The following is a 24,527-nucleotide window of genomic DNA, read 5'->3' as shown; positions in this document are numbered from 1 at the left end:
GATTAACTGTTGGCTTCGCGATCGAGCGTGTCGCGCGGCTGGTGCCGCACGTCGGTGCCCTTCACGATGTAGATGATGAATTCGGCGATGTTCTTCGCGTGGTCGCCGATCCGTTCGATCGCCTTCGCGATGAACAGGTACTCGAGGCCGACCGAGATCGTGCGCGGGTCTTCCTGCATGTACGACACGAGCTTGCGCACGAACGCGCGGAATTCGAGGTCGATTTCCTTGTCGTCCTTGACGATCTGCGCAGCCGCCACCGTATCGAGGCGCGCGAACGCGTCGAGCGCGCGGCGCAGGATCGTCACGGCCATCTCGCCCGACACCTTGATCTCGGCGATGTTCACCGCACGCGCGGCCGGCTCGTCGATCAGGCGGCGCACGCGCTTCGCGATCTTCTCGGCCTCGTCGCCGGCGCGCTCGAGGTTCGTAATCGTTTTCGAAATCGACATCAGAAGACGCAGGTCGCGCGCGGCCGGCTGCCTCCGCGCGATGATGTTGCCGCACTCCTGGTCGATGTCGACTTCCATCGCGTTCAGCGTTTCCTCGGCCGCGATCACCTTCTCGGCCGTCTCGCGGTCGAATTCGTTCAGCGCATGCATCGCACCGACGATCTGCGACTCGACGAGCCCGCCCATTTCCAGCACTTTCGACGACACGGCATTCAGGTCCGCGTCGAACTGGCTCGACAGATGTTTATCCGACATGGTTGTGATTCTCCGTCATCAGCCGAAACGGCCGGTGATGTAGTCTTCCGTTTCCTTGCGCACCGGCTTGATGAAGATCTTTTCGGTTTCGCCGAATTCGATCAGCTCGCCCAGGTACATGTAGGCCGTATAGTCCGAGCAGCGCGCGGCCTGCTGCATGTTGTGCGTGACGATCACGACCGTGTAGTCGCTCTTCAGCTCCGCGATCAGCTCCTCGATGCGGCCCGTCGAGATCGGGTCGAGCGCCGAGCACGGCTCGTCGAGCAGCAGCACTTCCGGACGGATCGCGATACCGCGCGCGATGCACAGACGCTGCTGCTGGCCGCCCGACAGCCCGTAGCCGCTCTGGCTCAGCTTGTCCTTCACTTCGTTCCACAGCGCGGCCTTCGTCAGCGCCCACTCGACGCGATCGTCCATCTCCGAGCGCGTGAGCTTCTCGAACATCTTCACGCCGAACGCGATGTTGTCGTAGATCGACATCGGGAACGGGGTCGGCTTCTGGAACACCATGCCGATCCGTGCGCGCAGCAGCGAGATGTCGCGCTTGCTGGTCAGCAGGTTCTCGCCGTCCATCAGGATTTCGCCCTCGGCGCGCTGCTCCGGATAGAGCGCGTACATCTTGTTGAACGTGCGCAGGAGCGTCGACTTGCCGCAACCCGACGGACCGATGAACGCCGTCACCTTCCCTTCGGGAATGCGCAGATTGATGTTCTTCAGCGCGTGGAACTTGTTGTAGAAGAAGTTGAGGTTGTTGACCTCGATCTTCGCGTTCAGCGGCGCCAGCGGACGGCCATGCGCCGCATCTTGCGTGCCGGCGGGCGCAGCGGTGCGCTCGACGGGATTCAGGTGGCTTTCTGCCATATTCATCGGATTGCTCCGCCGTTACTTTTTCGAGAAGATCGAACGCGCCAGGATGTTGAGTCCGAGCACCCCGAGCGTGATCAGGAACACGCCCGCCCATGCGAGCGACTGCCATTCGGCGAACGGGCTCATCGCGAACTTGTAGATCGTGACGGGCAGGTTCGCCATCGGCTGGCTCATGTCCCACGAGAAGAACTGGTTCGACAGCGCGGTGAACAGCAGCGGCGCCGTTTCGCCGGCGATCCGCGCGACCGCGAGCAGCACGCCCGTCACGATCCCGCCGACCGAGGCGCGCAGTGTGATCTTCAACACCATCCGCCACTTCGGCGTGCCGAGCGCGACGGCTGCTTCGCGCAGCGCGTTCGGCACGAGCTTCAGCATGTTCTCGGTCGTGCGGATCACGATCGGAATCTGCAGCAGCGCCAGCGCGATCACGCCGGCCCAGCCCGAGAAGCGCCCCGACTTTGCGACGACGATCGCGTACACGAACAGCCCGATCACGATCGACGGCGCCGACAGCAGGATGTCGTTGATGAAGCGGATCGTGCTCGCCAGCAGGTTCTTCTGGCCGTATTCGGCGAGATAGACGCCCGCGAGGATGCCGATCGGCGTGCCGACCAGCGTGCCGAAACCGCACAGCAGCAGGCTGCCGACGATCGCGTTCGCCAGGCCGCCGCCTTCCGTGTTCGGTGCCGGCGTCGATTCGGTGAACAGCTGCAGCGACAGGCCGCCGACGCCGAGATGCACCGTGGTATAGAGAATCCACACGAGCCACAGCAGGCCGAACGCCATGGCGGCGAGCGACGCGGTCAGCGCGATCGCGTTGGTCACCTTGCGCTTGCGCTGCAGGCGGTTGCGCATCGCGTCGAGCGCGGCGCCGTTCGGCCCCGGGAAATTCATGACGGGCTCGCTCATTTCTTGCCCTCTCCTTTCTCGAGACGAAGCAGCAGCAGTTTGGAGATGGACAACACGACGAACGTGATCACGAACAGGATCAGGCCCAGTTCCATCAGCGCGGACGTATGCAGGCCCGGTTGCGCCTCCGCGAATTCGTTCGCGAGCGCCGACGTGATGCTGTTGCCCGGCGCGAACAGCGACACGCTGTCGAGCAGGTTGGTGTTGCCGATCACGAAGGTCACGGCCATCGTTTCGCCGAGCGCGCGGCCGAGGCCGAGCATCACGCCGCCGATCACGCCGGTCTTCGTGTAGGGCAGCACGACTTTCCACATCACTTCCCACGTCGTGCAGCCGATCCCGTAAGCCGATTCCTTCAGCAGCACGGGCGTGACTTCGAACACGTCGCGCATCACCGACGCGATGTACGGGATGATCATGATCGCGAGGATCACGCCGGCCGCGAGAATGCCGATGCCGATCGGCGGGCCCGACGTCAGCGGACCGAGCACCCACACGTCCTTGAAGAGACGGCCGATCGGCTTCTGGAAGTATTCGGCGAAGATCGGCGCGAACACGAGCAGGCCCCACATGCCGTACACAATCGACGGAATCGCGGCGAGCAGCTCGATCGCGATGCCGAGCGGGCGACGCAGCCACACGGGCGACAATTCGGTGAGGAACAGTGCGATGCCGAAGCTGACGGGCACCGCGATGACGAGCGCGATGAGCGACGTCACGATCGTGCCGTAGATCGGCACGACCGCGCCGTAAATATCCGAGTTCGGATCCCACTCGGTTTGCAACAAGAAGCCGAGGCCGAACTTCTGGATGGTCGGCATCGACGCAATGATCAGGGAAACGATGATCCCGCCCAGCAGCAGCAGGGTCACGATCGCGGCCAGCCGTGCGAGGCCGCCGAACAGAACGTCTCCGAGACGGCTCGGCGCGCGTTGCTGCGCGGCATCGGACCGGGAAGACGTGTAGGAAATATCAGACATGGGCGCCTGTTCTGGATCGCCGGGCGCCGTGACGCCCGGCCTTACCGCACACACTGCCCAGCCGGCACGGCCGGGCAGCGAACCGCTGGATTGCTTACTCCGTGGCGACCGGCTTGCCCGATGCGTCCGTCACCTTCGTCTTCCACTGCTTGCGGATTTCCGTCTCGACCGTCGCCGGCAGCGAGATGTAGTCGAGGCTGTCGGCTGCCTTCTCGCCGTTCTTGAACGCCCAGCTGAAGAACTTCAGCGTTTCGGCGCCCTGCTCCGGCTTGTCCTGCTTCGCGTGCAGCAGCACGAACGTCGCGCCGACGACCGGCCATGCTTCCTTGCCCGGCTGGTTCGTCAGGATCTGGTAGAACGACTTCGACCAGTTCGCGCCGGCAGCAGCGGCCTTGAACGTTTCGGTCTTCGGCTCGACCACCGTGCCCGTCGAGTTCTTCAGGGCCGTGTAGGTCATGTTGTTCTTCTTGGCATACGCCCACTCGACGTAGCCGATCGCGCCCGGCAGGCGCTGCACGAAGGCCGCGACGCCGTCGTTGCCCTTGCCGCCCGTGCCCGTCGGCCAGTTGACCGTCGTGCCTTCGCCGATCTTCGACTTCCATTCGTCGTTGACCTTCGACAGGTAGTTCGTCCAGATGAAGCTCGTGCCCGAGCCGTCAGCACGGCGAACGACCGCGATGTCCGTATCCGGCAGCTTGACCTTCGGGTTCAGCGCGGCGATCGCCGGGTCGTTCCACTTCTTGATCTTGCCGAGGTAGATGTCGCCGAGCACCGGGCCCGACAGCGTCAGTTCGCCGGCCTTCACGCCCGGCACGTTGACGACCGGCACCACGCCGCCGACCACCGTCGGGAACTGGAACAGGCCTTCCTTCGCGAGTTCTTCATCCTTCAGCGGAGCGTCCGAACCGGCAAAATCGACCGTCTTCGCGTTGATCTGCTTGAGGCCGCCCGACGAACCGATACCCTGGTAGTTCACCTTCGCGCCGCCGGCCTGCTGGTAGTCAGCAGCCCATTTCGTATAAATCGGCATCGCGAACGTGCTGCCTGCGCCCGTGATGTCGGCAGCTTGCGCGGCGACTGCGAAAAGCGCGCCAGCCAGGCCGGCAATCGCGGTTTGCATCAATTTCATGAGACCTCCAGTGTGTGAGCGGATGACTACGGCACCGCGAAGGTTAGGGGCTCCTCATGACGATAATGTGACAATCGATGAAACTGGCGTGACAGTAACATGACTGGTTGAAAGGGTATATCGGGCCCTGTGCGGGTGGCCGCTCCGGGGCAGCGCGGCGGCAATGACGGCAAGAATTGCCGGTCAGGAAGGGCTGTTCGGCACCCGCGATGTGAGGTCCGGAGCGAATCGTGTTCGCCACACATGGGGCAGGAAAACCCTTTGCGGCTGTCATCACGATTCAGGGTCGGATGCCTTCCTGCGTCAGACGAAATCCGCGCCGAAGTCATCCTCTATCTAATAGCGCAAACCTTTGCGTCTGACGAATTGCGGCGCCCGAAGGCGCCGCCCGTCGAATTACCGGAGAGGCGGCGCGCGCACGGCCGGACCGTCGCGCGCCGTCACCGATTCGGCTCAGCTCGTCGCCGCGCGCACCGCGTCGGCGATCGCTTCCGCGTGACGGGTCGCGTCCGCCGCATGCTGTGCCTCGACCATCACACGCAACACGGGCTCGGTGCCCGATGCGCGGATCAGCACACGGCCGCGGCCGGCGAGCGCGCTTTCGGCTGCGTCGATCGCCGCACGAATCGATGCGCTGCCCTTCCAGTCGGCACCCGGCTTCATCCGCACGTTGATCAGCTTCTGCGGGAACAGCGTGACGCCGTCCAGCATCTGCGCAAGCGTGCGGCCACTGCGCTTGAGCGCGGCCAGCACGAGCAGCGCCGACACGATGCCGTCGCCGGTCGAATGGCGGTCGAGCGACAGGATGTGGCCCGAGCCTTCCGCACCGAGCTGCCAGCCGCGCTCGCGCAACTGTTCGAGCACGTAGCGGTCGCCGACGGCCGCCCGCACGAACTGCACGCCCTCGCGCTGCAGCGCGACCTCGACCGCGAGGTTCGTCATCAGCGTGCCGACCGCGCCGTCGACCTTGCCGGCGGTCGCAATCCGGTCCTTCACGAGCACGTAGAGCAATTCGTCGCCGTTGTACAGCCGGCCCGTCGCATCCACGACCTGCAGGCGGTCCGCATCGCCGTCGAGCGCGATGCCGAGGTCCGCATGGTTCGCCCGCACTGCACGCACCAATGCGTCGGGCGCCGTTGCGCCGACGCCGTCGTTGATATTGAAGCCGTTCGGCGCGACGCCGATCGGGATCACGTCCGCGCCGAGTTCGTGGAATACGTGCGGCGCGATCTGATAGGCGGCGCCGTGGGCGCAGTCGATCACGAGCTTCAGCCCGCGCAGGTCATATGCGGCCGGGAACGTGCTCTTGCAGAACTCGATGTAACGGCCGGCCGCGTCGTCGAGGCGGCGCGCCTTGCCGAGCCGGTCCGAAGACGCGCATTCGAGCGGCTTGTCGAGCCATGCCTCGATTTCGGCCTCGGTTTCGTCGGGCAGCTTGTTGCCGTCGGCGGAGAAGAACTTGATCCCGTTGTCCTGATACGGGTTGTGCGATGCGCTGATCACGACACCGGCCGACAGGCGCAGCGCGCGCGTCAGGTACGCGACGCCCGGCGTTGGCATCGGGCCGGCCAGCATCACGTCGACGCCGGCCGCCGAAAAGCCTGCCTCGAGCGCGGCCTCGAGCATGTAGCCCGACACGCGTGTGTCCTTGCCGATCAGCACCGTCGGACGCGCACCCGCCGAGACATCGGCCGCGCCGGCCAGTACCTTTCCGGCCGCATAACCGAGACGCAACACGAAATCAGGCGTGATGGGCGCATCGCCCACCGTGCCGCGAATACCGTCCGTGCCGAAATATCGACGTCCCATGGCGAACCTTCCTCCTTCGTCTTTCCGATTTCTAACTTATCGTTGCCGCGCGGCTTCGCGCACGGCGTTCCAGACCTTCAGTGCATCGACCGTCGCCGCGACGTCGTGCACACGCACGATCGCCGCGCCGCGTTCGACCGCGCACAACGCTGCCGCCACGCTCGCCGCAACGCGTTCGATCGGCGGCTTGCCGCCGATCACCGCGCCGAGCATCGACTTGCGCGACATGCCCGCGAGAATCGGATACGCGCGCCCGTCGGGCCGCGCGGGCGCCGTGTCCGGCAACGCGGCCAGCAGCGCGTAGTTGTCATCGACCACGGTCTTGCCGAATCCAAATCCCGGATCGACGCAGATCCGCTCCGGCGCGACGCCCGCGTCGCGCAATACCTGCGCGCATGCAGCGAGAAAGTCGCGCACGTCGGTTACGACGTCGCCGTAGTCGGGCTCGCCGACCTGCATCGTCTGCGGCTCGCCGAGCATGTGCATCGCGCACAGCCCGCTGTTGCCTTCGCGCACGGCGTCGATCGCACCCGGCTGGCGGAACCCCCAGATGTCGTTGATCATGTCTGCGCCGGCAGCGAGCGCCGCGCGCATCACGGCCGGCTTGTAAGTGTCGATCGATAGCGGCACGTTCAGCGGCCGCAACGCTTCGACGAGCGGGATCACGCGCGCGAGCTCCTCGTCGAGCGGCACCGGCGGCGCACCGGGGCGCGTCGATTCGCCGCCGATGTCGATCAAGTCCACGCCTTCGGCGATCATTCGCTCGGCCTGGCGCAGCGCATCGTCGCGCGCGAGGAAGCGTCCGCCGTCGGAAAACGAATCGGGGGTGGCGTTGAGAATGCCCATCACGAGCGGGCGTTCGAACGTCAGCGAGAAGCGGCCGCACTGGAGCGGCGCGGGAATGGAAGCTGAGACTGCGGAATCAGGCACGGGCGGGAGGCGTTGATGAATGCAAAACGGGCCGGTGTGAAGCCACACCAGCCCGTGAACGGTGCTACGGCGGAGGTCAGGCCGGCGAAGCAGGCGCCGGCGCGTTGCCGGGCTTCACTTCGGCGGCCGTGCCGCCACCCGAGGAATCGCCGCCGACGGCCGGCGAGCTCTTCGGCGAGCGCGGCGGACGACCTTCCATGATGTCGTTGATCTGATCGGCGTCGATCGTCTCCCACTCCATCAGCGCGGCCGTCATCGCCTCGACCTTGTCGCGGTTCTCTTCGAGCAAGCGGCGCGCAAGGCCGTACTGTTCGTCGAGCACGCGGCGGATTTCACCGTCGACCTTCTGCTGCGTCGCTTCCGAAATCGTGCGGGTGAAGCCGCGGCCGAACGGGCCGCTGTCGTTCTCGTCATCGACGTAGACCATCGGTCCAAGCGCGTCGGTCATGCCGAAACGCGCCACCATCGCACGCGCCGTCTGCGTCGCCTTGTTGAAGTCGTCCGACGCGCCGGTGCTGATCAGGTTCAGGAACAGCTCCTCGGCCACGCGGCCACCGAACAGGATCGCCAGGCGGTCGAGCAGGTAGTCCTTCGAGTACGTCTCGTTGTCATGCTCCGGCAGCTGCCACGTGACACCCAGCGCACGACCGCGCGGGATGATCGTGACCTTGTGCACCGGGTCGGCCTTCGGCAGCAGCTTCGCGATCACCGCGTGGCCCGACTCGTGGTAAGCCGTCGCGCGCTTCGCTTCTTCGCGAATCACCGCCGACTTGCGCTCCGGACCCATGAAGATCTTGTCCTTCGCGTCCTCGAAATCCTGCATCTCGACGATGCGCTTGCCGCGGCGGGCGGCGAACAGCGCCGCTTCGTTCACGAGGTTCGCGAGATCGGCGCCCGAGAAGCCCGGCGTGCCGCGCGCGATGACCGCTGCGTCGACGTCGTTCGCGATCGGCACCTTGCGCAGGTGCACGCGCATGATCTGCTCGCGTCCGCGGATGTCCGGCAGGCCGACATAGACCTGGCGGTCGAAACGGCCCGGGCGCAGCAGCGCCTTGTCGAGCACGTCGGAGCGGTTGGTCGCGGCAATCACGATCACGCCCGAGTTCGCTTCGAAGCCGTCCATTTCGACGAGCATCTGGTTCAGCGTCTGCTCGCGCTCGTCGTTGCCGCCGCCCATGCCGGCGCCGCGATGACGACCGACCGCGTCGATTTCGTCGATGAACACGATGCACGGTGCGTGCTTCTTCGCCTGCTCGAACATGTCGCGCACACGGGCCGCGCCGACGCCGACGAACATTTCGACAAAGTCGGACCCCGAGATGCTGAAGAACGGCACCTTCGCTTCACCGGCGATCGCGCGAGCGAGCAGCGTCTTGCCGGTACCCGGGGGGCCGACGAGCAGCACGCCGCGCGGAATGCGGCCGCCCAGCTTCTGGAATTTCTGCGGATCGCGCAGGAAATCGACGAGCTCGGACACTTCTTCCTTCGCTTCGTCACAGCCCGCGACGTCGGAGAAGTTCACCGCGTTGTTGTTCTCGTCGATCAGCCGCGCACGCGATTTCCCGAACGAAAATGCGCCGCCTTTGCCGCCTCCCTGCATCTGCCTCATCATGTAGAACCAGAACACGATGATCAGGATCGTCGGCCCGAGGTAGTACAACGCGGACATCAGCGCGTTCGGCTCGTCATCGGCCTTGCCGCTGACCTGCACGCCGTACTTCATCAGATCGCCGACCATCCAGATGTCGCCGGGCGACACGATCTGGTATTTCTGGCCATCAGCCGGAGTGACGGTGAGGTTGCGCCCCTGCACGATGACGTTCTTGACCTTGCCGTTCTTGGCGTCGTCCATGAACTGCGAATAGGACACACCTTCCTGGACGCGGGGCTTGTCGAACTGCTTGAACACCGTAAACAGCACCAGTGCGATCACCAGCCACACTGCTGCCTTCGAAAACATATTGTTGTTCAAAGCACCACTCCTTCACTCGTAGACGAGCGCCTACATTTTCCTTGCAGCGCTCCTCGGTCATTCTAATCCAGTCCGACCACCCCCGCCATAAGCATTGACAACCGTCGCGATAGCGCTTCGCTTGTCTGGCAAGGGCCGGAGCCCGTTTGCGACGCCGCGCCCCGCGTCACCGCGGATGCTTCAGCTGCCGGCCCAAAATGAACGTTTCGGACGATTTGTCGCGGGACGCCTTCGGCTTGCGCGGCGCGACGATCTTAAACTGCTGTTTGAACTTTTCGACGATCTGGCTGTAGCCGCTGCCGTGGAAACACTTCACGAGCAGCGCACCTTCCGGCTTCAGATGATTCTGCGCAAATTCGAGCGCCAGATCGCACAGATGCTCGATGCGCGCCGCGTCCGCCGAGGCCACGCCCGAGAGGTTGGGGGCCATGTCCGAAATAACAAGGTCCACCGAGCGACCTTCGAGCACTTCCTCGAGCCGGTGAAGGACCTCGTCCTCGCGGAAGTCGCCCTGGAGGAAGTGGACGTCGGCGATCGGTTCCATCGGCAGGATGTCGAGCGCGACGATCGTGCCGTCGATGCCGCCTTCGCGCTCCGCGTCACGCTTCTTGCCCTGCGCGAGCTTGTTGCGGGCATACTGGCTCCAGCTGCCCGGCGTCGCGCCGAGATCGACGATCACCTGGCCCGGACGGATCAGCTTGTCCTGCTCGTCGATTTCCTTCAGCTTGTACGCGGCACGCGCGCGATAGCCCTCCCGCTGCGCCATTTTGACGTACGGGTCGTTGATGTGGTCGTGCAGCCAGTGCTGGTTAAAGCGGTTTTTTGCCATTCGAGAGAGAGATTGCTGCTATTTGCTTCGTGAAGCCGTGCTTTTGGCGGATAATACGCGTCTTCTTCGCGCGGCTGCGGCCCCTTCCGGGCCCAAGCCGCGATTTTACGTGGTTTCGGCGCGCGGCTGATGCGATAACTTCCCGCGATTCGCTTCTGATGCAGCGCGCCCCTATTTAGATTTCGACATTTCCATGCCCGCCCTTTCGCTTTCCCCCGCCGAGCGCTCCGCGCTGCGCTCCCAGGCCCATGCGCTCAAGCCCGTCGTGCTGATCGGCGCCGACGGGCTGACCGACGCCGTGCTGAAGGAAATCAAGGTGCACCTTGCCGCGCACCAGCTGATCAAGATCCGTGTGTTCGGTGACGAGCGCGACGAGCGCGTCGCCATTTACGACGAGATTTGCGACCGCCTGAACGCGGCGCCGATCCAGCACATCGGCAAGCTGCTGGTGATCTGGAAGCCCGAGGCTGCCGTGGCGGCCCCGGCCCGCGGCCGCCGTGCCGGCGCGCTGCCGAGCGCGGCCGAAGCCGTCGACGACAAGAAAGGCCGTGCGCCGCGCACCGTCAAGGTCGTCAAGGTATCGCCGAACGCAAGCCCCGTGCGCCGTCCGAGGCCGGTAAAGGTCACGGTGCGCGGCAACGAGCGCGTGACGGCGGGCGGCACTGTGAAGCGCGCGAAAAAGCGTCAGGCCAGCACGAAGCGGCCGCACCAAGGCAAGTAATCCTGCCGTGCGGCACGGGGCACCCCGTGCCGCCCTGCCGGTGCGGCGCTCACGCGCTTCAGGCGTCTCGCGCAGGCAAACGCCAGATCAGCATCAGCCCCAGCACGCTCTCGACGAGATAGAACAGGCTCGAGACGCCGTGCAGCATCCCGAAGCGGCTCGCATACGGCGAGTTCGCGATATCGGTGCCCGCCTCCATCGCGGCCACCCGCAGCGCGTTCATGAACGGCTGCAGCGCAAAATACCCGACCAGCACGCACGCGACCATCGCCGCGACGATCCAGCGCACGCGCCGGTAATCGCCGCTGCCGCGCCGCACCTGCTGGTTCGACAGCGCGAGCAGCAACACGCCGCATACGACACCGAGGATCGCCTCGATGCGAAACAACTGGGCGGCGACCGAGCCGGCCGTCATCCGCTCCAGCGTCTTGAACAGCACGGGCGCGACCGCATACCCGATCGTCAGCAGGCTGCCGACCCATACGGCCGACAGCAGACGGAACACGCGATGCGGCATCACGTCGCCCCGCTTCAGATGTAGCTGACCGAGATGATTTCGTATTCGCGCACGCCGCTCGGCGCCTGCACGGCCGCGACGTCGCCTTCGGACTTGCCGATCAGCGCGCGTGCGATCGGCGAACTGACCGAGATCAGGCCGTGATCGATGTCGGCTTCGTCGTCGCCGACGATCTGGTACTTGACGGTGTCGCCGGACTCGAGATCCTCGAGTTCGACCGTCGATGCGAAGACCACGCGGCCTTCGGCGTCGAGCACGGTGGGATCGATGACCTGCGCGGCCGACAGCTTCGATTCGATTTCCGCGATGCGACCCTCGATGAAGCCCTGCTTTTCTTTCGCAGCGTCGTATTCGGCGTTCTCGGACAGATCGCCCTGTGCGCGGGCCTCCGCGATCGCGTTGATCACGGCCGGCCGCTCGACGGACTTGAGGCGCTGCAATTCATCGCGCAGTTGCTCTGCGCCACGCTTTGTCAACGGAATGGTGCTCATAAACGGCTCAATCGCTAAAAACGGCTATAAAAAAAATCACCGCGATTAAGCGCATTTCCGGCGAACCGGAAACACCGCTTAATCGCGGCACGTGTTGCTTCGACAGGTAACTGAACGCTTAGTTTAGGCGAGCATGAAGACCTTGTAAATCATAGACTTCCAGATCCTTCAGGTAGCGCAAGCCTTCGACGGCCGCGCGCGCGCCCGACATCGTCGTGTAGTACGTGACCTTGTGCGCCTGCGCGCTCATGCGGATCGAACGCGAATCGGCGATCGCCTGGCGCGTCTCGTCGACCGTCGTGAACACGAGTGCGATCTCGCCGTTCTTGATCATGTCGACGATGTGCGGACGGCCGTCCTTCACCTTGTTCACGACCTTCACCGGCACGCCGGCCGCTTCGATCGCGGCAGCCGTGCCCTTGGTCGCGACGATCGGGTAGCCGAGGTCGTGCAGCATGCGGGCGACTTCGACCGCCTTCGGCTTGTCGGCGTCCATCACGGTCAGCAGCACCGTGCCCGACTCCGGCAGGCGCGAACCCGCCGCGAGCTGCGACTTGAACAGCGCCTCGCCGAACGTCTGGCCGACACCCATCACTTCGCCGGTCGAACGCATTTCAGGCCCGAGGACCGGATCGACGGTCGGGAACTTGACGAACGGGAACACCGCTTCCTTCACGCTGAAGTACGGCGGCTCGACTTCCTTCGTCACGCCCTGCTGCGCGAGCTTCTGGCCGACCATCGCGCGCGCCGCGATCTTCGCGAGCGGCAGGCTGGTCGCCTTCGACACGTACGGCACCGTGCGCGATGCGCGCGGGTTCACTTCGAGCACGTAGATGATGTCCTGCTTCGAACCGTCCGCCTGCGGTACCTGCTGGATCGCGAACTGCACGTTCATCAGGCCGACCACGTTCAGCGCCTTCGCCATCGCGCCAGTCTGGCGCTTCAGTTCGGCGACGGTTTCCTTCGACAGCGAGTACGGCGGCAGCGAACATGCCGAGTCGCCCGAGTGGACGCCCGCCTGCTCGATGTGTTCCATCACGCCGCCGATGAACACCGATTCGCCGTCGCAGATGCAGTCGACGTCGCATTCGATCGCGTCGTTCAGGAAGCGGTCGAGCAGCACCGGCGAATCGTTCGACACCTTCACGGCCTCACGCATGTAGCGCTCGAGGTCGCGCGGCTCGTGGACGATTTCCATCGCGCGACCGCCCAGCACGTACGACGGGCGCACGACGAGCGGGTAGCCGATTTCGGCCGCCAGTGCGAGCGCTTCGTCTTCGGCGCGTGCGGTGCGGTTCGGCGGCTGGCGCAGGCCGAGGTCCTGCAGCAGCTTCTGGAAGCGTTCGCGGTCTTCGGCCGCGTCGATCATGTCCGGCGACGTGCCGACGATCGGCACGCCGTGTGCCTCGAGATCGAGCGCGAGCTTCAGCGGCGTCTGGCCGCCGTACTGGACGATCACGCCGACCGGCTTTTCCTTGTCGACGATCTCGAGCACGTCTTCCAGCGTCAGCGGCTCGAAGTACAGGCGGTCGGACGTGTCATAGTCGGTCGACACCGTTTCCGGGTTGCAGTTGACCATGATCGTTTCGTAGCCGTCCTCGCGCATCGCGAGCGCCGCATGCACGCAGCAGTAGTCGAACTCGATGCCCTGGCCGATCCGGTTCGGGCCGCCGCCCAGCACCATGATCTTCTTGTTGGTGGTCGGCTGCGCCTCGCACTCTTCCTCGTAGGTCGAGTACATGTAGGCCGTCTTGGTCGCGAACTCGGCCGCGCAGGTATCGACGCGCTTGTAGACCGGGCGCACGTTCAGTTCGACGCGGCGGCGGCGGACGTCTTCCGGCGTCGCGCCGAGCAGCTTCGCGAGTCGGCGGTCGGAGAAGCCGCTCTGCTTCAGGAAGCGCAGCTCGTCGAACGTCAGCGACGCGAGCGTGCGGCCCGCGAGCGCCTTTTCCTTCAGGATGATCTGCTCGATCTGCTCGAGGAACCACGGGTCGATCGCGGTTTCCGCGAAGATTTCCTCGGCCGTCATGCCGATGCGGAATGCGTCGCCGACGTACCAGATGCGGTCCGGGCCCGGCTCGTGGATCTCGATCGCGATCTCGTCGCGGTCGGTCGACTTCTCGTCGAGACCGTCGACGCCGACTTCGAGGCCGCGCAGCGCCTTCTGGAACGATTCCTGGAACGTACGGCCGATCGCCATCACTTCGCCGACCGACTTCATCTGCGTGGTCAGGCGCGAATCGGCTTCGCGGAACTTCTCGAACGCGAAACGCGGGATCTTCGTGACGACGTAGTCGATCGTCGGCTCGAACGATGCCGGCGTCTGGCCGCCGGTGATTTCGTTCTTCAGCTCGTCGAGCGTGTAGCCGACCGCCAGCTTCGCCGCGACCTTCGCGATCGGGAAGCCGGTCGCCTTCGATGCGAGCGCCGACGAACGCGACACGCGCGGGTTCATCTCGATGACGACCATGCGGCCGTCCTTCGGGTTGATCGAGAACTGCACGTTCGAGCCGCCGGTGTCGACGCCGATCTCGCGCAGCACCGCGAGCGATGCGTTACGCAGGATCTGGTATTCCTTGTCGGTGAGCGTCTGCGCCGGCGCGACCGTGATCGAGTCGCCGGTGTGCACGCCCATCGGGTCGAGGTTTTCGATCGAGCACACGATGATGCAGTTGTCGGCGCGGTCGCGCACGACTTCCATCTCGTATTCCTTCCAGCCGAGCAGCGACTCTTCGATCAGCAACTCGCGCGTGGGCGACAGGTCGAGACCGCGCTTGCAGATCTCTTCAAACTCTTCGCGGTTGTACGCAATGCCGCCACCCGAGCCGCCGAGCGTGAACGACGGGCGGATCACGACCGGGTAGCCGCTGCCGCCGGTGCCGGCCATGATCTCGGCGTGCACCTGGGTCGCTTCTTCCATCGAGTGCGCGATGCCCGACTTCGCGGAGCCGAGACCGATCTTGGTCATCGCTTCCTTGAACTTCTGGCGGTCTTCCGCCTTGTCGATCGCTTCCGGCGACGCGCCGATCAGCTCGACGCCGAACTTCTCGAGCACGCCGTGGTGGTGCAGGTCGAGCGCGCAGTTCAGCGCGGTCTGGCCGCCCATCGTCGGCAGGATCGCGTCCGGGCGCTCCTTCTCGATGATGCGTGCGACGACTTCCCACGTGATCGGCTCGATGTAGGTGACGTCGGCCGTGTTCGGGTCGGTCATGATCGTCGCCGGGTTGCTGTTCACGAGGACGACCTTGTAGCCCTCTTCACGCAGCGCCTTGCAAGCCTGCGCGCCCGAATAGTCGAACTCGCAAGCCTGGCCGATGATGATCGGGCCGGCGCCGATGATGAGGATGCTTTTGATGTCTGTGCGTTTTGGCATGGCTTGTGAATTCAGTAAGTAATCTTTGTCGTGGCGTTGTCGCGGATCGGCGGCTGCGCTCAGCTCATGGTGGCGAGCGCGAGCTTCACCGAGAAACCGATGAACAGGCCGCCCACGCTGCTCGCCGCGCCCGCCGCGAGCTTGCGGCGGCGGCGGAAATGCTCGGCGAGCCGCGCGCCCGCGAAGATCAGCGTGCTCAGGTACAGGAAGCTCGCGCATTGCGCGATCGCCCCGAGCACGACGAACGACAGCGCGGGATGCGGGAACGCCGGGTCGACGAACTGGATGAAGAACGAAATGAAGAACAGGATCGCCTTCGGATTCAGGAGGCTCACGATCAGTGCCTTGCGGAACGGCCGCTCGCCGTCGACCGGACGCGGTGCATCGGCCGGCGCATCGGCGCGCGCGCGCAGCTTCCGCCACGCGCCGCGCAGCATCCCGGCACCGATGTACAGCAGGTACGCGGCGCCGCCGTACTTGACGACGGAGAACAGCAGCGGGTTCGCCTTCAGCAGCGACGCGACGCCCGCGGCGGACAGCACCATCAGCACCGTGTCGCCGAGGAACACGCCGCAGGCCGCGCGATAACCGGCCTTCACGCCGCGCTGCGCCGCGAGCGACAGCACGTACATCGAGTTCGGCCCCGGCAGCAGGATGATGAAGATCACGCCGAACACGTAGGTCCAGATATCCGTGATGCCGAGTGCGTGGCCGAACATGATGCGAACCTCCCGTTCTTCGGTTGCTTCAGTTGCGTCAGGCGTTGCGCTGCTTCGCCGCGTCCATCAGTGCGGTGAAACGGTCGAACAGATACGCGATGTCGTGCGGGCCGGGCGACGCTTCCGGGTGGCCCTGGAAGCAGAATGCCGGCTTGTCGGTCAGCTCGAAGCCCTGCAGCGTGCCGTCGAACAGCGACACGTGCGTCACGCGCGCGTTGGCCGGCAGCGAATCCGCGTCGACCGCGAAACCGTGGTTCTGCGACGTGATCACCACGCGACCGTCGCCGAGATCCTTCACCGGGTGGTTCGCGCCGTGGTGGCCCGTCTTCATCTTCAGCGTCTTCGCGCCGACCGCGAGGCCCATGATCTGGTGGCCGAGGCAGATGCCGAAGGTCGGCACGCCGCGCTCGATGAATTCCTTGGCCGCCGCGATCGCGTAGTCGCACGGCTCAGGATCGCCAGGGCCGTTCGACAGGAAGATGCCGTCCGGATTCAATGCCAGCGCGTCGGCCGCGCTCGCCTCGGCCGGCAGCACCGTCACGTGGCAGCCGCGCTCCGCGAGCATGCGCAGGATGTTGTACTTGACGCCGAAGTCGTACGCGACGACGCGGTACTTCGGCGCTTCCTGCATGCCGTAGCCGCTGCCGAGGCGCCATTCGGTCTGCTTCCACTCGAACGGCTTCGTGGTCGACACGACCTTCGCGAGATCCATGCCCGCGAGGCCCGGGAACGAGCGCGCGAGTTCGATCGCCTTCGCCTCGTCGTTCGAGCCGGCCAGGATGCAGCCGTTCTGCGCGCCCTTGTCGCGCAGGATGCGGGTCAGCTTGCGGGTATCGATGCCGGCGATCGCGACGACGCCTTCGTCGCGCAGGTAGTCGCCGAGCGTGCGGTCCATGCGGAAATTCGATGCGAGCGTCGGCAGATCACGGATGATCAGGCCGGCGGCATGGACTTTCGTGGCTTCGACGTCTTCGGCGTTGACGCCGACGTTGCCGATATGCGGGTAGGTGAGCGTGACGATCTGACGCGCGTAGCTCGGATCAGTCAGGATTTCCTGATAGCCGGTAATCGCGGTGTTGAACACGACTTCACCGATCGTATGGCCTTCGGCCCCGATCGAATAACCACGAAAGACCGTGCCGTCGGCGAGTGCAAGCAAGGCGGGAGAAAAAGACGGCAACACGGGAGGCTCCTTGGGGAACACCCTGCTGCCGACCTGTTTACCCTGCCGCGCGAGCGCCGCGCTGCGTAGGCGCGCGGAGTCGCTAGCTGGACGCGACCTGCGGTGTCGGCACGCGAACCCGGCGCGTGGCGCACGAGGCTTCGCGGCATCGCCCGACAGGCGGCGTGCGGCGGATGAACGGGATGAGTGAGGTAGGCGCTAGGGTGCGAGGTTGATCAGCACAAACTTTCAAATTATAGCCCGAAAATGGCCTTATCTTCAATCGATATGGCCGTCCGATCACGCATGCGGCGCGCGCAATGCCGTGGCATCACGCGCAACGTTCGTTGCTGCGGCCCCGTTTCCGAAGCCGCCCTACCCGTCAGCGTACCGCCGGATCAACGTGCTTGCCAGCGCTGCGCGCGGGCCACACGCACCAGACCGCGCTCGCGAGCTGCAGCACGAGCAGCACGCTCCAGGCGGTGACGTGCGCGGCAGGCGGGTAATGGCCGTCGATGGCTGGCCAGTGCGACAGTACCGCGCCGATACCGATCTGGAACGCAAAGATCAGCACGAAGATCACGAGCGTCAATGTCGTATTCGCGCGGCCGATCAGATGGACCGGGAAGTGACCAGCCAGCACGGCATAGGTCAGGATCCCGACGCCGCCGAACATTCCATAGGCCGCCCACAGCATGGCCGGCGGCAACGGTACGCCCGCGACGATCGCGATTTGCGTCGCGACGAACAACATCATCCCGACGCCGCAAAACGCCTGGACGGACACTCCGCGGCGCTCGAGCACGCGCGCCGCCGCGCCGAAACCGACGCAGCCTGCCATCATCGCGAAACCGAGCACCGACACGAGCCGTGCGGCGTGCTGCGCATCGAACCCCGCGACGTCGCGCAGGTACGGACCGACCCACAGCGACTGCATCGCGTAGAACACGCCCTGCGTGACGATAGAGAACGACGAGATCTTCCAGAACGCACGGCTGCCGAGGATGTGCCATGTGCCCTTGAACTGGTTGACGAGTCCGCCCTGATGGCGCGGCTGCTCGACTTCCGGCGCGCCAAAACCGATCGCTGCCGCGACGACGATCGTCAGAACCGCGAGGCCGCCGCAAATCACGCGCCAGCTTGTCACGCCGAGCAGCCAGGCCAACGGCGAGCCGACCGCAACGCCGCCCAGGCCGCCGACGGCCATGACGAGACCATTCACGAGCGGCAGCCGGCCGACCGGAAAATGCTGCGCGAGCGCCTTGAACGCCGCACCGAGGCACACCGATACGCCGACGCCGATCAGCAGCCGGCCGACCATCATCGTGCCAAGGTCGTGCGCGACGCCGAACACGGCGGCACCGGCGGCCGCGAACAGCAGCATCCCGGCCGTCACGCGGCGCGGGCCGAAATGGTCGAGCAGCACGCCGGCCGGAAGCTGCGCGCCAGCAAAGCCGAGAAAATAGAGACTGGTGAGCAGCCCGAGATCGGCGGCCGAGAGCCCGAGCTCGTGCGTGACGAACGGCGCGAAGCCAAGATTGACGCCGCGGAACACGTACGACACGAAATATCCGACCGCAAACAGCGCGAGCACCCTCACCTGCACCGACGACATCGCTCCTCCTTGTGATCCGAGCTCGGCCCCGCGAAGCAGGGCACTCACTGCCGCGCCCAAACGAAAACGCCGTCACCTCGGTGACGGCGTTGCTTCGTGTTTCATCGGATGATAACGCAAGCGCACGATCCGGCCGGACCGCCGCGCCGCGGTCGCGTTACTTCTTCTTGCCCTTGTTTGCAGCAGCCTTCGGCGCGGCCTTGGCGGGCGCCGCCTTCGCGGAAGCAGCCTTCGTCGCGCGGGCTGCCGGCTTCGCGGCACCGCGCTTCGCGCCGCGCGACTTGCCGCCGACGGACAGGCTCGCGCGCTCGATATGCGCGCCGGCGGTCGAAGTCGCGATCCGCTCGGGACCCGGCTCGGCCGGCACCGCGCGGCCGACCGGCACGTGCAGCACGAGCGCCTGGCCCGGCATCGCGAGATCGCGATGCGTGCGGTTCCATGCCTTCAGCTGGCCGACCGACACGCCGTAGCGGCCGGCGATCGCCGCCATCGACTGCTTGCGGCGCACGCGGATCAGCATCTTGCGCGTGTCGGGTACGTCGGGCTCCATCGCGAGCGCGCCGTTTTCCGCGACGTCCGCGCTGATGTCCTCGTCGTCGTCATCGCCGCGCGGCACGACGATCGTCGAGCCCGGCTTCAGGCGCATGCCGGCGGGAATCTTGTTGACCGACATCAGCGTGTCGGCGTCGACACCGATCTTCTCGGCGATCGCGGCCGGGCGCGCGCGCTCGCTGACCGTGTAGGTAGTCCACGTCGACAACTGGCCGTTGTAGGCCTTCAGGTTCTTCTCGAACGCTGACGCGTTGTCGAACGGCAGCAGGATCTGCGGCTCCGTCGCGCCGAGAATCACCGGCTTCGAGAACGACGGGTTCAGCGAACGGAACTCGTCGAGCGACAGGTTCGCGAGCTTCGCGGCCACCGCCACGTCGATGTCGCGCGACGTCGTGACCGTCACGAAATACGGGTGGTTCGGGATCTCCGGCAGCGTCAGGCCGAACTGCTGCGGATTCGCGATGATGTTCTTCACCGCCTGCAGCTTCGGCACGTAGTTGCGCGTCTCGTTCGGCATCCGCAGGCTCTGGTAGTCGGTCGGCAGGCCGGCCGCCTGGTTGCGCGCGATCGCACGCTGCACGTTGCCCTCGCCCCAGTTGTACGCGGCCAGCGCCAGATACCAGTCGCCGAACATGTCATGCAGGCGCGACAGGTAGTCGAGCGCGGCGCTCGTCGACGCGAGCACGTCGCGACGCTCGTCCTGCCACATGTTGCGCTTCAGGTTGTACGTGCGGCCCGTGCCCGGCATGAACTGCCACATGCCGGCCGCCTTCGCGACCGACAGCGCCTGCGGGTTGAACGCGGATTCGATGAACGGCAGCAGCGCGAGCTCGGTCGGCATATGGCGCGCCTCGAGTTCCTCGACGATGTGATACAGGTACTTCTGCGAGCGCTCGGTCATGCGCTGAACGTAATCGGGACGCTGCGTGTACCAGGTCGTCTGCATGTCGACGAGGTCGCTCTGCAGGTCGGGCATCTGGAAGCCGCGACGGATGCGGCCCCAGAGGTCGGAATCTGCACTGGTCAGGTCGCCGACGGATTGCTTGTCGACGTCGACAGTTTCTTTGGCTGTGGCTGATTTACGGAGGTAGTTGGACGCCGCCTGCGAATCGGCGGCGTTGTTGGCGACAGGAGCCTGGCTCGCACAAGCGGCGAGCAGCAGGACCACCATCGCACTCAATATAAGTCGCATGAAAATCTCGGCTTCCGACGGCTGGAAATTGCTGGCGATACTACGGAAGTGCGTGCTTCACGTCAATAAAAACACCGAAAACTCAGCCAAATCCTACAGTTGGAGCAATTTTTACAGACTCTGCGTGAGCTTTGGAGTCCTCCGGAAATCGTCATCGGAAGCGGTTTTTCCACTCGCGCATCAGCGTGAACGCCGCGAGGCGATCCGGCACCGTTTCATGCAGCTCGGCCTCGAGTGTCGCATGGATGGCCGCGCTGTCCGACCGCATGAACGGGTTGACGGCGCGTTCGTGCGCGATCGTCGTGGGCAGCGTCGGCACGCCGCGCGCGCGCAGCGCCTGCGCGTCGTCGCGCCAGGCGGCGAGCGCCGCATTGCCCGGTTCGCACGCGAGCGCGAAGCGGATGTTCGACAACGTATATTCGTGTGCGCAATGCACGCGGGTGTCGCCGGGCAGCGCCGCGAGCGCGTCGAGCGACGCGAGCATCTGCGCGGGCGTGCCTTCGAACAGGCGACCGCAGCCGCACGAGAACAGCGTGTCGCCGCAGAACACATGAGGCGCGGCGGCGCCCCGCCCGGTCGCCTGGAAATAGGCGATGTGGCCGCGCGTATGCCCCGGCACGTCGAGCACGTCGAACGTGAGCGCCGGCGCGTCGAGCGTCACGCGATCGCCGCCCGCGAGCGGCCGCATGACCACGTCGATCGCCTCGGCCGCCGGGCCGTAGACGACCAGCGGCACATCGTCCGGTTGGCCATCGCGCAGCGCGGCGACACCGCCGACATGGTCGGCGTGATGGTGCGTGAGTAAAATAGCGGTCAACCGCCAGCCGCGTTCGGCAAGAACACGGCGTACGGGCGCGGCTTCACCCGGATCGACGGCGATCGCATCGCGGCCGTCCGACACGAGCCAGATATAGTTGTCTTCGAATGCCGAAACCGGCACGTATTCCAGCTCGTTCATGGGCGCGCAATCATCGTTATGTCCGATCGTCAAATTATAGACTGGCCCGCCTGGACCGACTCGCCGCCCGGCCGCTACGTGCTGGACTGGGAGCAGGCGCAGCTCGACCGGATCGTGTCCGACGTCTTCGGGTTCCACGCGCTGCAACTGGGCCTGCCGCAGCTCGATGCGCTGCGCGAAAACCGCATGCCGTATCGCGGCCTCGTGCTCGACCCGGCGAGCGGCGCGAGCGCGCCCTATCAGTATCCATGGGCGCGCGAGGCGCACGCGCCCGAACATGCGCCGGCCGGTCGCAGCACGACGTGGAGCGATCTGCTCGACCTGCCGTTCGAGTCGCAGAGCGTCGACCTGATCGTGATGCCGCACACGCTTGAATTCACGTCCGACCCTCACCGCCTGCTGCGCGAAGCCGAGCGCGTGCTGATGCCGGAAGGCCAGCTCGTGATCACCGGCTTCAATTCGCTGAGCCTGTGGGGTATGCGGCAATCGTTCGGACGCATGGCGAACCGTCCGTTCGTGCCGGCCGCGCGCGACCAGATCGCGTTCATCCGGCTCAAGGACTGGATCAAGCTGCTCGGCTTCGATCTCGAGCGCGGCCGCTTCGGCTGCTACCGGCCGCCGCTCGTCACCGACAAATGGCTTGCCCGCTACGGCTTCATGGAAGCCGCCGGCGACCGCTGGTGGCCAATCTTCGGCGCCGTCTACATGGTCACGGCTGTCAAGCGCGTGCGCGGCATGCGCCTCGTCGGCCCGATCAGGATGAAGAAGCCCGTGCTCGCGCCGGGCCTCACGCCGGCGGCCACCCCGACCACCCACCAAGAACACTCATGACCACCGACACCATCGACATCTATACCGACGGCGCCTGCAAGGGCAATCCCGGCCCCGGCGGCTGGGGCGCACTGTTGCGCTACGGCGACCGCGAAAAGGAGCTGTTCGGCGGCGAGCCCGACACGACCAACAACCGCATGGAGCTGATGGGCGTGATCGCCGCACTCGAGGCGCTGAAGCGGCCGTGCCGCGTGATCGTCCATACCGACTCGCAATACGTGCAGAAAGGCATCAGCGAGTGGATCCACGGCTGGAAGAAAAAGGGCTGGGTCACTGCGGCGAGAACCCCCGTGAAGAACGCCGACCTGTGGAAGCGCCTCGACGCGCTCGTCGCTCAGCACGAGGTCGAGTGGCGCTGGGTGAAGGGCCACGCGGGCCACCCGGAAAACGAACGCGCGGACGCGCTTGCAAATCGCGGCGTCGAATCGCTCGTGGCCTGAACGCAGGCCGCCCTACTGTCTTTCCCGATTTATCCGACATGCGCCAGATCATTCTCGATACCGAAACCACCGGCCTGAATCCCCGCACGGGCGACCGCCTGATCGAAATCGGCTGCGTCGAGCTGCTGAACCGGCGGCTCACCGGCAACAACCTGCACATCTACGTGAACCCCGAGCGCGACAGCGATCCGGGCGCACTGGCCGTGCACGGCCTCACGACCGAATTCCTGAGCGACAAGCCGAAGTTCGCGGAAGTCGTCGACCAGATCCGCGACTTCGTGAAGGACGCCGAGCTGATCATCCACAACGCGCCGTTCGACCTCGGGTTTCTCGACGCGGAATTCGCGCGGCTCGACCTGCCGCCGTTCACCGAGCATTGCGGCGGCGTGATCGACACGCTCGTGCAGGCCAAGCAGATGTTCCCCGGCAAGCGCAATTCGCTCGACGCCCTGTGCGACCGGTTCGGCATCAGCAACGCGCACCGTACGCTGCACGGCGCGCTGCTCGACTCGGAACTGCTCGCCGAAGTCTATCTCGCGATGACGCGCGGCCAGGACAGCCTCGTGATCGACATGCTCGACGACGCAGGCGCCGACGGCGGCGCGGGGAACGGCCAGCGCGTGTCGCTCGCGTCGCTCGACCTGCCGGTTCTCGCGGCAAGCGACGACGAACTCGCCGCTCACCAGACCCAGCTCGACGAACTCGACAAGTCGGTCAAGGGCACCTGCGTGTGGCGCAAGTCCGTGGACGCGGACGGCGCCGAGGCCGCCGAGGCCGCCTGACGCGGCATCTCCCGACCGGCGCCGGCAGCCGCGCTCACGCGCGCGGCTGCAGCGCGATGATGGCCATCCCGCCGAGTGCGAGCACCGCCCCCGCCACATCCCAGCGGGACAGCGCGATGCCGTCGACCACCCGCAGCCAGATCAGCGCCACCGCGATATACACACCGCCGTACGCCGCATACGTGCGCCCTGCCGCGCTCGGATGCAGCGTCAGCAGCCACGCGAACAATGCGAGCGACAGCGCGGCCGGCATCAGCAGCCACACGGGCCGGCCGCCCTTCAGCACGAGCCACGGCAGGTAGCAGCCGACAATCTCGGCCAGTGCAGTGACGGCGAACAGCGCCGCAATCCTGATCAGTTCGGTCATCCGGTCCCTCGCAGATTCGGCCCCGCCAGGCGGGCCGCGCGACGTCGCCGCGCGACGCCGATCATACCGGAGCCGGCCCCGCCGGAAGCGCCACCAGGCGGACGATTGCGAGCAATTTGCACGATCGTCTGCCATCGTGCTATCATGTCGCTTGTTTCAACATTCAATCTCTGTCTATTCGATTTCGAAAGAAGTCCGTCCGCACGTTGCGGGCCGGTGCTTTGACCGAAATTGCATCCACAGGAAAGCCCGCCCGACAGGCCCGCTTTTCTCGTTTCGTTGCCCCTCCGGGGCGCTTGCCGGAACGTCGGACACCGTCCGCACCGGCATCTGCCGCTCGCATCACGCGGCCCATTCTTCATGAGCGCACCGTCGTGACGGCCCATCGGGCCCGCGTCGAAGCAGTCCCTTACGGCCCTTTACCGCCTCATGTGCAGTAAGCGCTTAAATGGCCTGCCCCGACGCGCAGCACGCGACATCGCGCTCGCCGGCAAACCGTGTCGGACGGCCCGCCCGTTCCGGCGCAGTCAAAGGAGTGCATGACCTTGACCGCAACACACGTCAGCCCGACCGCTGCTTTTTCCTCCACGTCGTCCGGCGAGGCCCCGCTTGCCGCGGACGACATTACCGTCGTCGACCAGAGCCTGCTCAAGCGCGCCGTCAGCGCGATGGCCA

General features: G+C 65.6%; 22 protein-coding genes. 4 read left to right on the top strand and 18 right to left on the bottom strand.

From position 1 onward, the window contains the following. Positions 1 to 2 precede the first annotated feature (2 nt). From phoU to ACV22W_RS29725, 9 genes are all read right to left on the bottom strand, one after another. Positions 3 to 707: a phosphate signaling complex protein PhoU gene (phoU, locus tag ACV22W_RS29765; protein ID WP_059523442.1), complete on the bottom strand. Its 705-nt coding sequence runs from the start codon at positions 705 to 707 to the stop codon at positions 3 to 5. 18 nt (positions 708 to 725) lie between these two features. Continuing rightward, positions 726 to 1,574 (bottom strand): phosphate ABC transporter ATP-binding protein PstB, encoded by an 849-nt coding sequence (gene pstB, locus ACV22W_RS29760; protein ID WP_448022998.1) that lies wholly within the window; start codon positions 1,572 to 1,574, stop codon positions 726 to 728. Positions 1,575 to 1,589: 15 nt separating this feature from the next. Next, entirely contained in the window at positions 1,590 to 2,483 is an 894-nt protein-coding gene (pstA, locus tag ACV22W_RS29755) for a phosphate ABC transporter permease PstA (protein ID WP_175916438.1), read from the bottom strand. Further along, positions 2,480 to 3,463, bottom strand: coding sequence for a phosphate ABC transporter permease PstC (gene pstC, locus ACV22W_RS29750; protein WP_448022997.1), 984 nt, complete (start codon positions 3,461 to 3,463; stop codon positions 2,480 to 2,482). Before pstC ends, pstA begins: the two co-directional genes overlap by 4 nt. Positions 3,464 to 3,557: 94 nt before the next feature. Beyond that, the gene (gene pstS / locus ACV22W_RS29745; protein ID WP_059815736.1) at positions 3,558 to 4,592 is read right to left on the bottom strand and encodes a phosphate ABC transporter substrate-binding protein PstS; all 1,035 of its coding nucleotides are present in this window, start codon (positions 4,590 to 4,592) and stop codon (positions 3,558 to 3,560) included. A 453-nt stretch (positions 4,593 to 5,045) separates the two neighbouring features. Next, entirely contained in the window at positions 5,046 to 6,401 is a 1,356-nt protein-coding gene (gene glmM / locus ACV22W_RS29740) for a phosphoglucosamine mutase (RefSeq protein WP_448022996.1), read from the bottom strand. 36 nt (positions 6,402 to 6,437) lie between these two features. Then, a complete protein-coding gene (gene folP / locus ACV22W_RS29735; RefSeq protein WP_448022995.1) occupies positions 6,438 to 7,331 on the bottom strand; it encodes a dihydropteroate synthase in 894 nt (297 codons plus the stop codon). A gap of 76 nt (positions 7,332 to 7,407) precedes the next feature. Continuing rightward, a complete protein-coding gene (gene ftsH / locus ACV22W_RS29730; protein WP_059465595.1) occupies positions 7,408 to 9,303 on the bottom strand; it encodes an ATP-dependent zinc metalloprotease FtsH in 1,896 nt (631 codons plus the stop codon). 166 nt (positions 9,304 to 9,469) lie between these two features. Beyond that, positions 9,470 to 10,132 carry an RlmE family RNA methyltransferase gene (locus tag ACV22W_RS29725; RefSeq protein ID WP_059523464.1) on the bottom strand — a complete coding sequence of 221 codons (663 nt, stop codon included), beginning with the start codon at positions 10,130 to 10,132 and terminating at the stop codon, positions 9,470 to 9,472. A gap of 193 nt (positions 10,133 to 10,325) precedes the next feature. Between ACV22W_RS29725 and ACV22W_RS29720 the strand changes: the two genes are divergently transcribed. Continuing rightward, the gene (locus tag ACV22W_RS29720; RefSeq protein WP_059523466.1) at positions 10,326 to 10,853 is read left to right on the top strand and encodes a YhbY family RNA-binding protein; all 528 of its coding nucleotides are present in this window, start codon (positions 10,326 to 10,328) and stop codon (positions 10,851 to 10,853) included. Between the two features lie 58 nt (positions 10,854 to 10,911). Here ACV22W_RS29720 and ACV22W_RS29715 read toward each other — a convergent pair whose 3' ends face one another. The 8 genes from ACV22W_RS29715 to gloB form a co-directional block, all read right to left on the bottom strand. Beyond that, a complete protein-coding gene (locus tag ACV22W_RS29715; protein ID WP_059523468.1) occupies positions 10,912 to 11,370 on the bottom strand; it encodes a DUF4149 domain-containing protein in 459 nt (152 codons plus the stop codon). A gap of 14 nt (positions 11,371 to 11,384) precedes the next feature. After that, positions 11,385 to 11,861: a transcription elongation factor GreA gene (gene greA / locus ACV22W_RS29710; protein ID WP_021163362.1), complete on the bottom strand. Its 477-nt coding sequence runs from the start codon at positions 11,859 to 11,861 to the stop codon at positions 11,385 to 11,387. Positions 11,862 to 11,979: 118 nt separating this feature from the next. Then, a complete protein-coding gene (gene carB, locus ACV22W_RS29705; RefSeq protein ID WP_124667607.1) occupies positions 11,980 to 15,234 on the bottom strand; it encodes a carbamoyl-phosphate synthase large subunit in 3,255 nt (1,084 codons plus the stop codon). 59 nt (positions 15,235 to 15,293) lie between these two features. Further along, a complete protein-coding gene (gene leuE, locus ACV22W_RS29700) occupies positions 15,294 to 15,953 on the bottom strand; it encodes a leucine efflux protein LeuE (protein WP_448022994.1) in 660 nt (219 codons plus the stop codon). 37 nt (positions 15,954 to 15,990) lie between these two features. After that, positions 15,991 to 17,136, bottom strand: coding sequence for a glutamine-hydrolyzing carbamoyl-phosphate synthase small subunit (gene carA, locus ACV22W_RS29695; RefSeq protein ID WP_059523474.1), 1,146 nt, complete (start codon positions 17,134 to 17,136; stop codon positions 15,991 to 15,993). Positions 17,137 to 17,497: 361 nt separating this feature from the next. Beyond that, positions 17,498 to 18,730: an MFS transporter gene (locus ACV22W_RS29690; RefSeq protein WP_448022993.1), complete on the bottom strand. Its 1,233-nt coding sequence runs from the start codon at positions 18,728 to 18,730 to the stop codon at positions 17,498 to 17,500. Between the two features lie 157 nt (positions 18,731 to 18,887). Further along, positions 18,888 to 20,474 carry a transglycosylase SLT domain-containing protein gene (locus ACV22W_RS29685; protein ID WP_448022992.1) on the bottom strand — a complete coding sequence of 529 codons (1,587 nt, stop codon included), beginning with the start codon at positions 20,472 to 20,474 and terminating at the stop codon, positions 18,888 to 18,890. 151 nt (positions 20,475 to 20,625) lie between these two features. Continuing rightward, positions 20,626 to 21,432 carry a hydroxyacylglutathione hydrolase gene (gene gloB, locus ACV22W_RS29680; protein ID WP_448022991.1) on the bottom strand — a complete coding sequence of 269 codons (807 nt, stop codon included), beginning with the start codon at positions 21,430 to 21,432 and terminating at the stop codon, positions 20,626 to 20,628. Positions 21,433 to 21,450: 18 nt separating this feature from the next. Between gloB and ACV22W_RS29675 the strand changes: the two genes are divergently transcribed. The 3 genes from ACV22W_RS29675 to dnaQ are packed head-to-tail and all read left to right on the top strand — an operon-like array spanning position 21,451 to position 23,485. After that, positions 21,451 to 22,263 (top strand): class I SAM-dependent methyltransferase, encoded by an 813-nt coding sequence (locus ACV22W_RS29675; protein WP_448022990.1) that lies wholly within the window; start codon positions 21,451 to 21,453, stop codon positions 22,261 to 22,263. Continuing rightward, complete coding sequence (gene rnhA, locus ACV22W_RS29670; protein WP_448022989.1) at positions 22,260 to 22,703, top strand: ribonuclease HI; 444 nt, start codon at positions 22,260 to 22,262, stop codon at positions 22,701 to 22,703. The genes ACV22W_RS29675 and rnhA overlap by 4 nt, the downstream gene beginning before the upstream one ends. Positions 22,704 to 22,741: 38 nt before the next feature. Next, on the top strand, positions 22,742 to 23,485 hold the full coding sequence (dnaQ, locus tag ACV22W_RS29665) for a DNA polymerase III subunit epsilon (protein ID WP_448022988.1): 744 nt from the start codon (positions 22,742 to 22,744) through the stop codon (positions 23,483 to 23,485). Between the two features lie 34 nt (positions 23,486 to 23,519). Here the strand turns inward: dnaQ and ACV22W_RS29660 are convergent, their stop codons facing one another. Then, a complete protein-coding gene (locus tag ACV22W_RS29660) occupies positions 23,520 to 23,852 on the bottom strand; it encodes a YnfA family protein (protein ID WP_448022987.1) in 333 nt (110 codons plus the stop codon). Between the last annotated feature and the right edge of the window lie 675 nt (positions 23,853 to 24,527).

The organism is Burkholderia sp. AW49-1 (genome assembly GCF_053427845.1).
This window is presented reverse-complemented; position numbering and strand designations above follow the sequence as displayed.

Excerpts from the sequence above, each read along its gene's own strand:
- rnhA (WP_448022989.1), top strand. The coding sequence starts at position 22,260 with ATGACCACCGACACCATCGACATCTATACCGACGGCGCCTGCAAGGGC.
- pstS (WP_059815736.1), bottom strand. The coding sequence starts at position 4,592 with ATGAAATTGATGCAAACCGCGATTGCCGGCCTGGCTGGCGCGCTTTTC.
- carB (WP_124667607.1), bottom strand. The coding sequence starts at position 15,234 with ATGCCAAAACGCACAGACATCAAAAGCATCCTCATCATCGGCGCCGGC.
- ACV22W_RS29660 (WP_448022987.1), bottom strand. The coding sequence starts at position 23,852 with ATGACCGAACTGATCAGGATTGCGGCGCTGTTCGCCGTCACTGCACTG.
- pstA (WP_175916438.1), bottom strand. The coding sequence starts at position 2,483 with ATGAGCGAGCCCGTCATGAATTTCCCGGGGCCGAACGGCGCCGCGCTC.
- ACV22W_RS29725 (WP_059523464.1), bottom strand. The coding sequence starts at position 10,132 with ATGGCAAAAAACCGCTTTAACCAGCACTGGCTGCACGACCACATCAAC.
- leuE (WP_448022994.1), bottom strand. The coding sequence starts at position 15,953 with ATGTTCGGCCACGCACTCGGCATCACGGATATCTGGACCTACGTGTTC.
- pstC (WP_448022997.1), bottom strand. The coding sequence starts at position 3,463 with ATGTCTGATATTTCCTACACGTCTTCCCGGTCCGATGCCGCGCAGCAA.
- phoU (WP_059523442.1), bottom strand. The coding sequence starts at position 707 with ATGTCGGATAAACATCTGTCGAGCCAGTTCGACGCGGACCTGAATGCC.
- greA (WP_021163362.1), bottom strand. The coding sequence starts at position 11,861 with ATGAGCACCATTCCGTTGACAAAGCGTGGCGCAGAGCAACTGCGCGAT.
- pstB (WP_448022998.1), bottom strand. The coding sequence starts at position 1,574 with ATGAATATGGCAGAAAGCCACCTGAATCCCGTCGAGCGCACCGCTGCG.
- dnaQ (WP_448022988.1), top strand. The coding sequence starts at position 22,742 with ATGCGCCAGATCATTCTCGATACCGAAACCACCGGCCTGAATCCCCGC.
- ACV22W_RS29715 (WP_059523468.1), bottom strand. The coding sequence starts at position 11,370 with ATGCCGCATCGCGTGTTCCGTCTGCTGTCGGCCGTATGGGTCGGCAGC.
- ACV22W_RS29685 (WP_448022992.1), bottom strand. The coding sequence starts at position 20,474 with ATGCGACTTATATTGAGTGCGATGGTGGTCCTGCTGCTCGCCGCTTGT.
- ACV22W_RS29675 (WP_448022990.1), top strand. The coding sequence starts at position 21,451 with ATGTCCGATCGTCAAATTATAGACTGGCCCGCCTGGACCGACTCGCCG.
- ACV22W_RS29690 (WP_448022993.1), bottom strand. The coding sequence starts at position 18,730 with ATGTCGTCGGTGCAGGTGAGGGTGCTCGCGCTGTTTGCGGTCGGATAT.
- glmM (WP_448022996.1), bottom strand. The coding sequence starts at position 6,401 with ATGGGACGTCGATATTTCGGCACGGACGGTATTCGCGGCACGGTGGGC.
- gloB (WP_448022991.1), bottom strand. The coding sequence starts at position 21,432 with ATGAACGAGCTGGAATACGTGCCGGTTTCGGCATTCGAAGACAACTAT.
- ACV22W_RS29720 (WP_059523466.1), top strand. The coding sequence starts at position 10,326 with ATGCCCGCCCTTTCGCTTTCCCCCGCCGAGCGCTCCGCGCTGCGCTCC.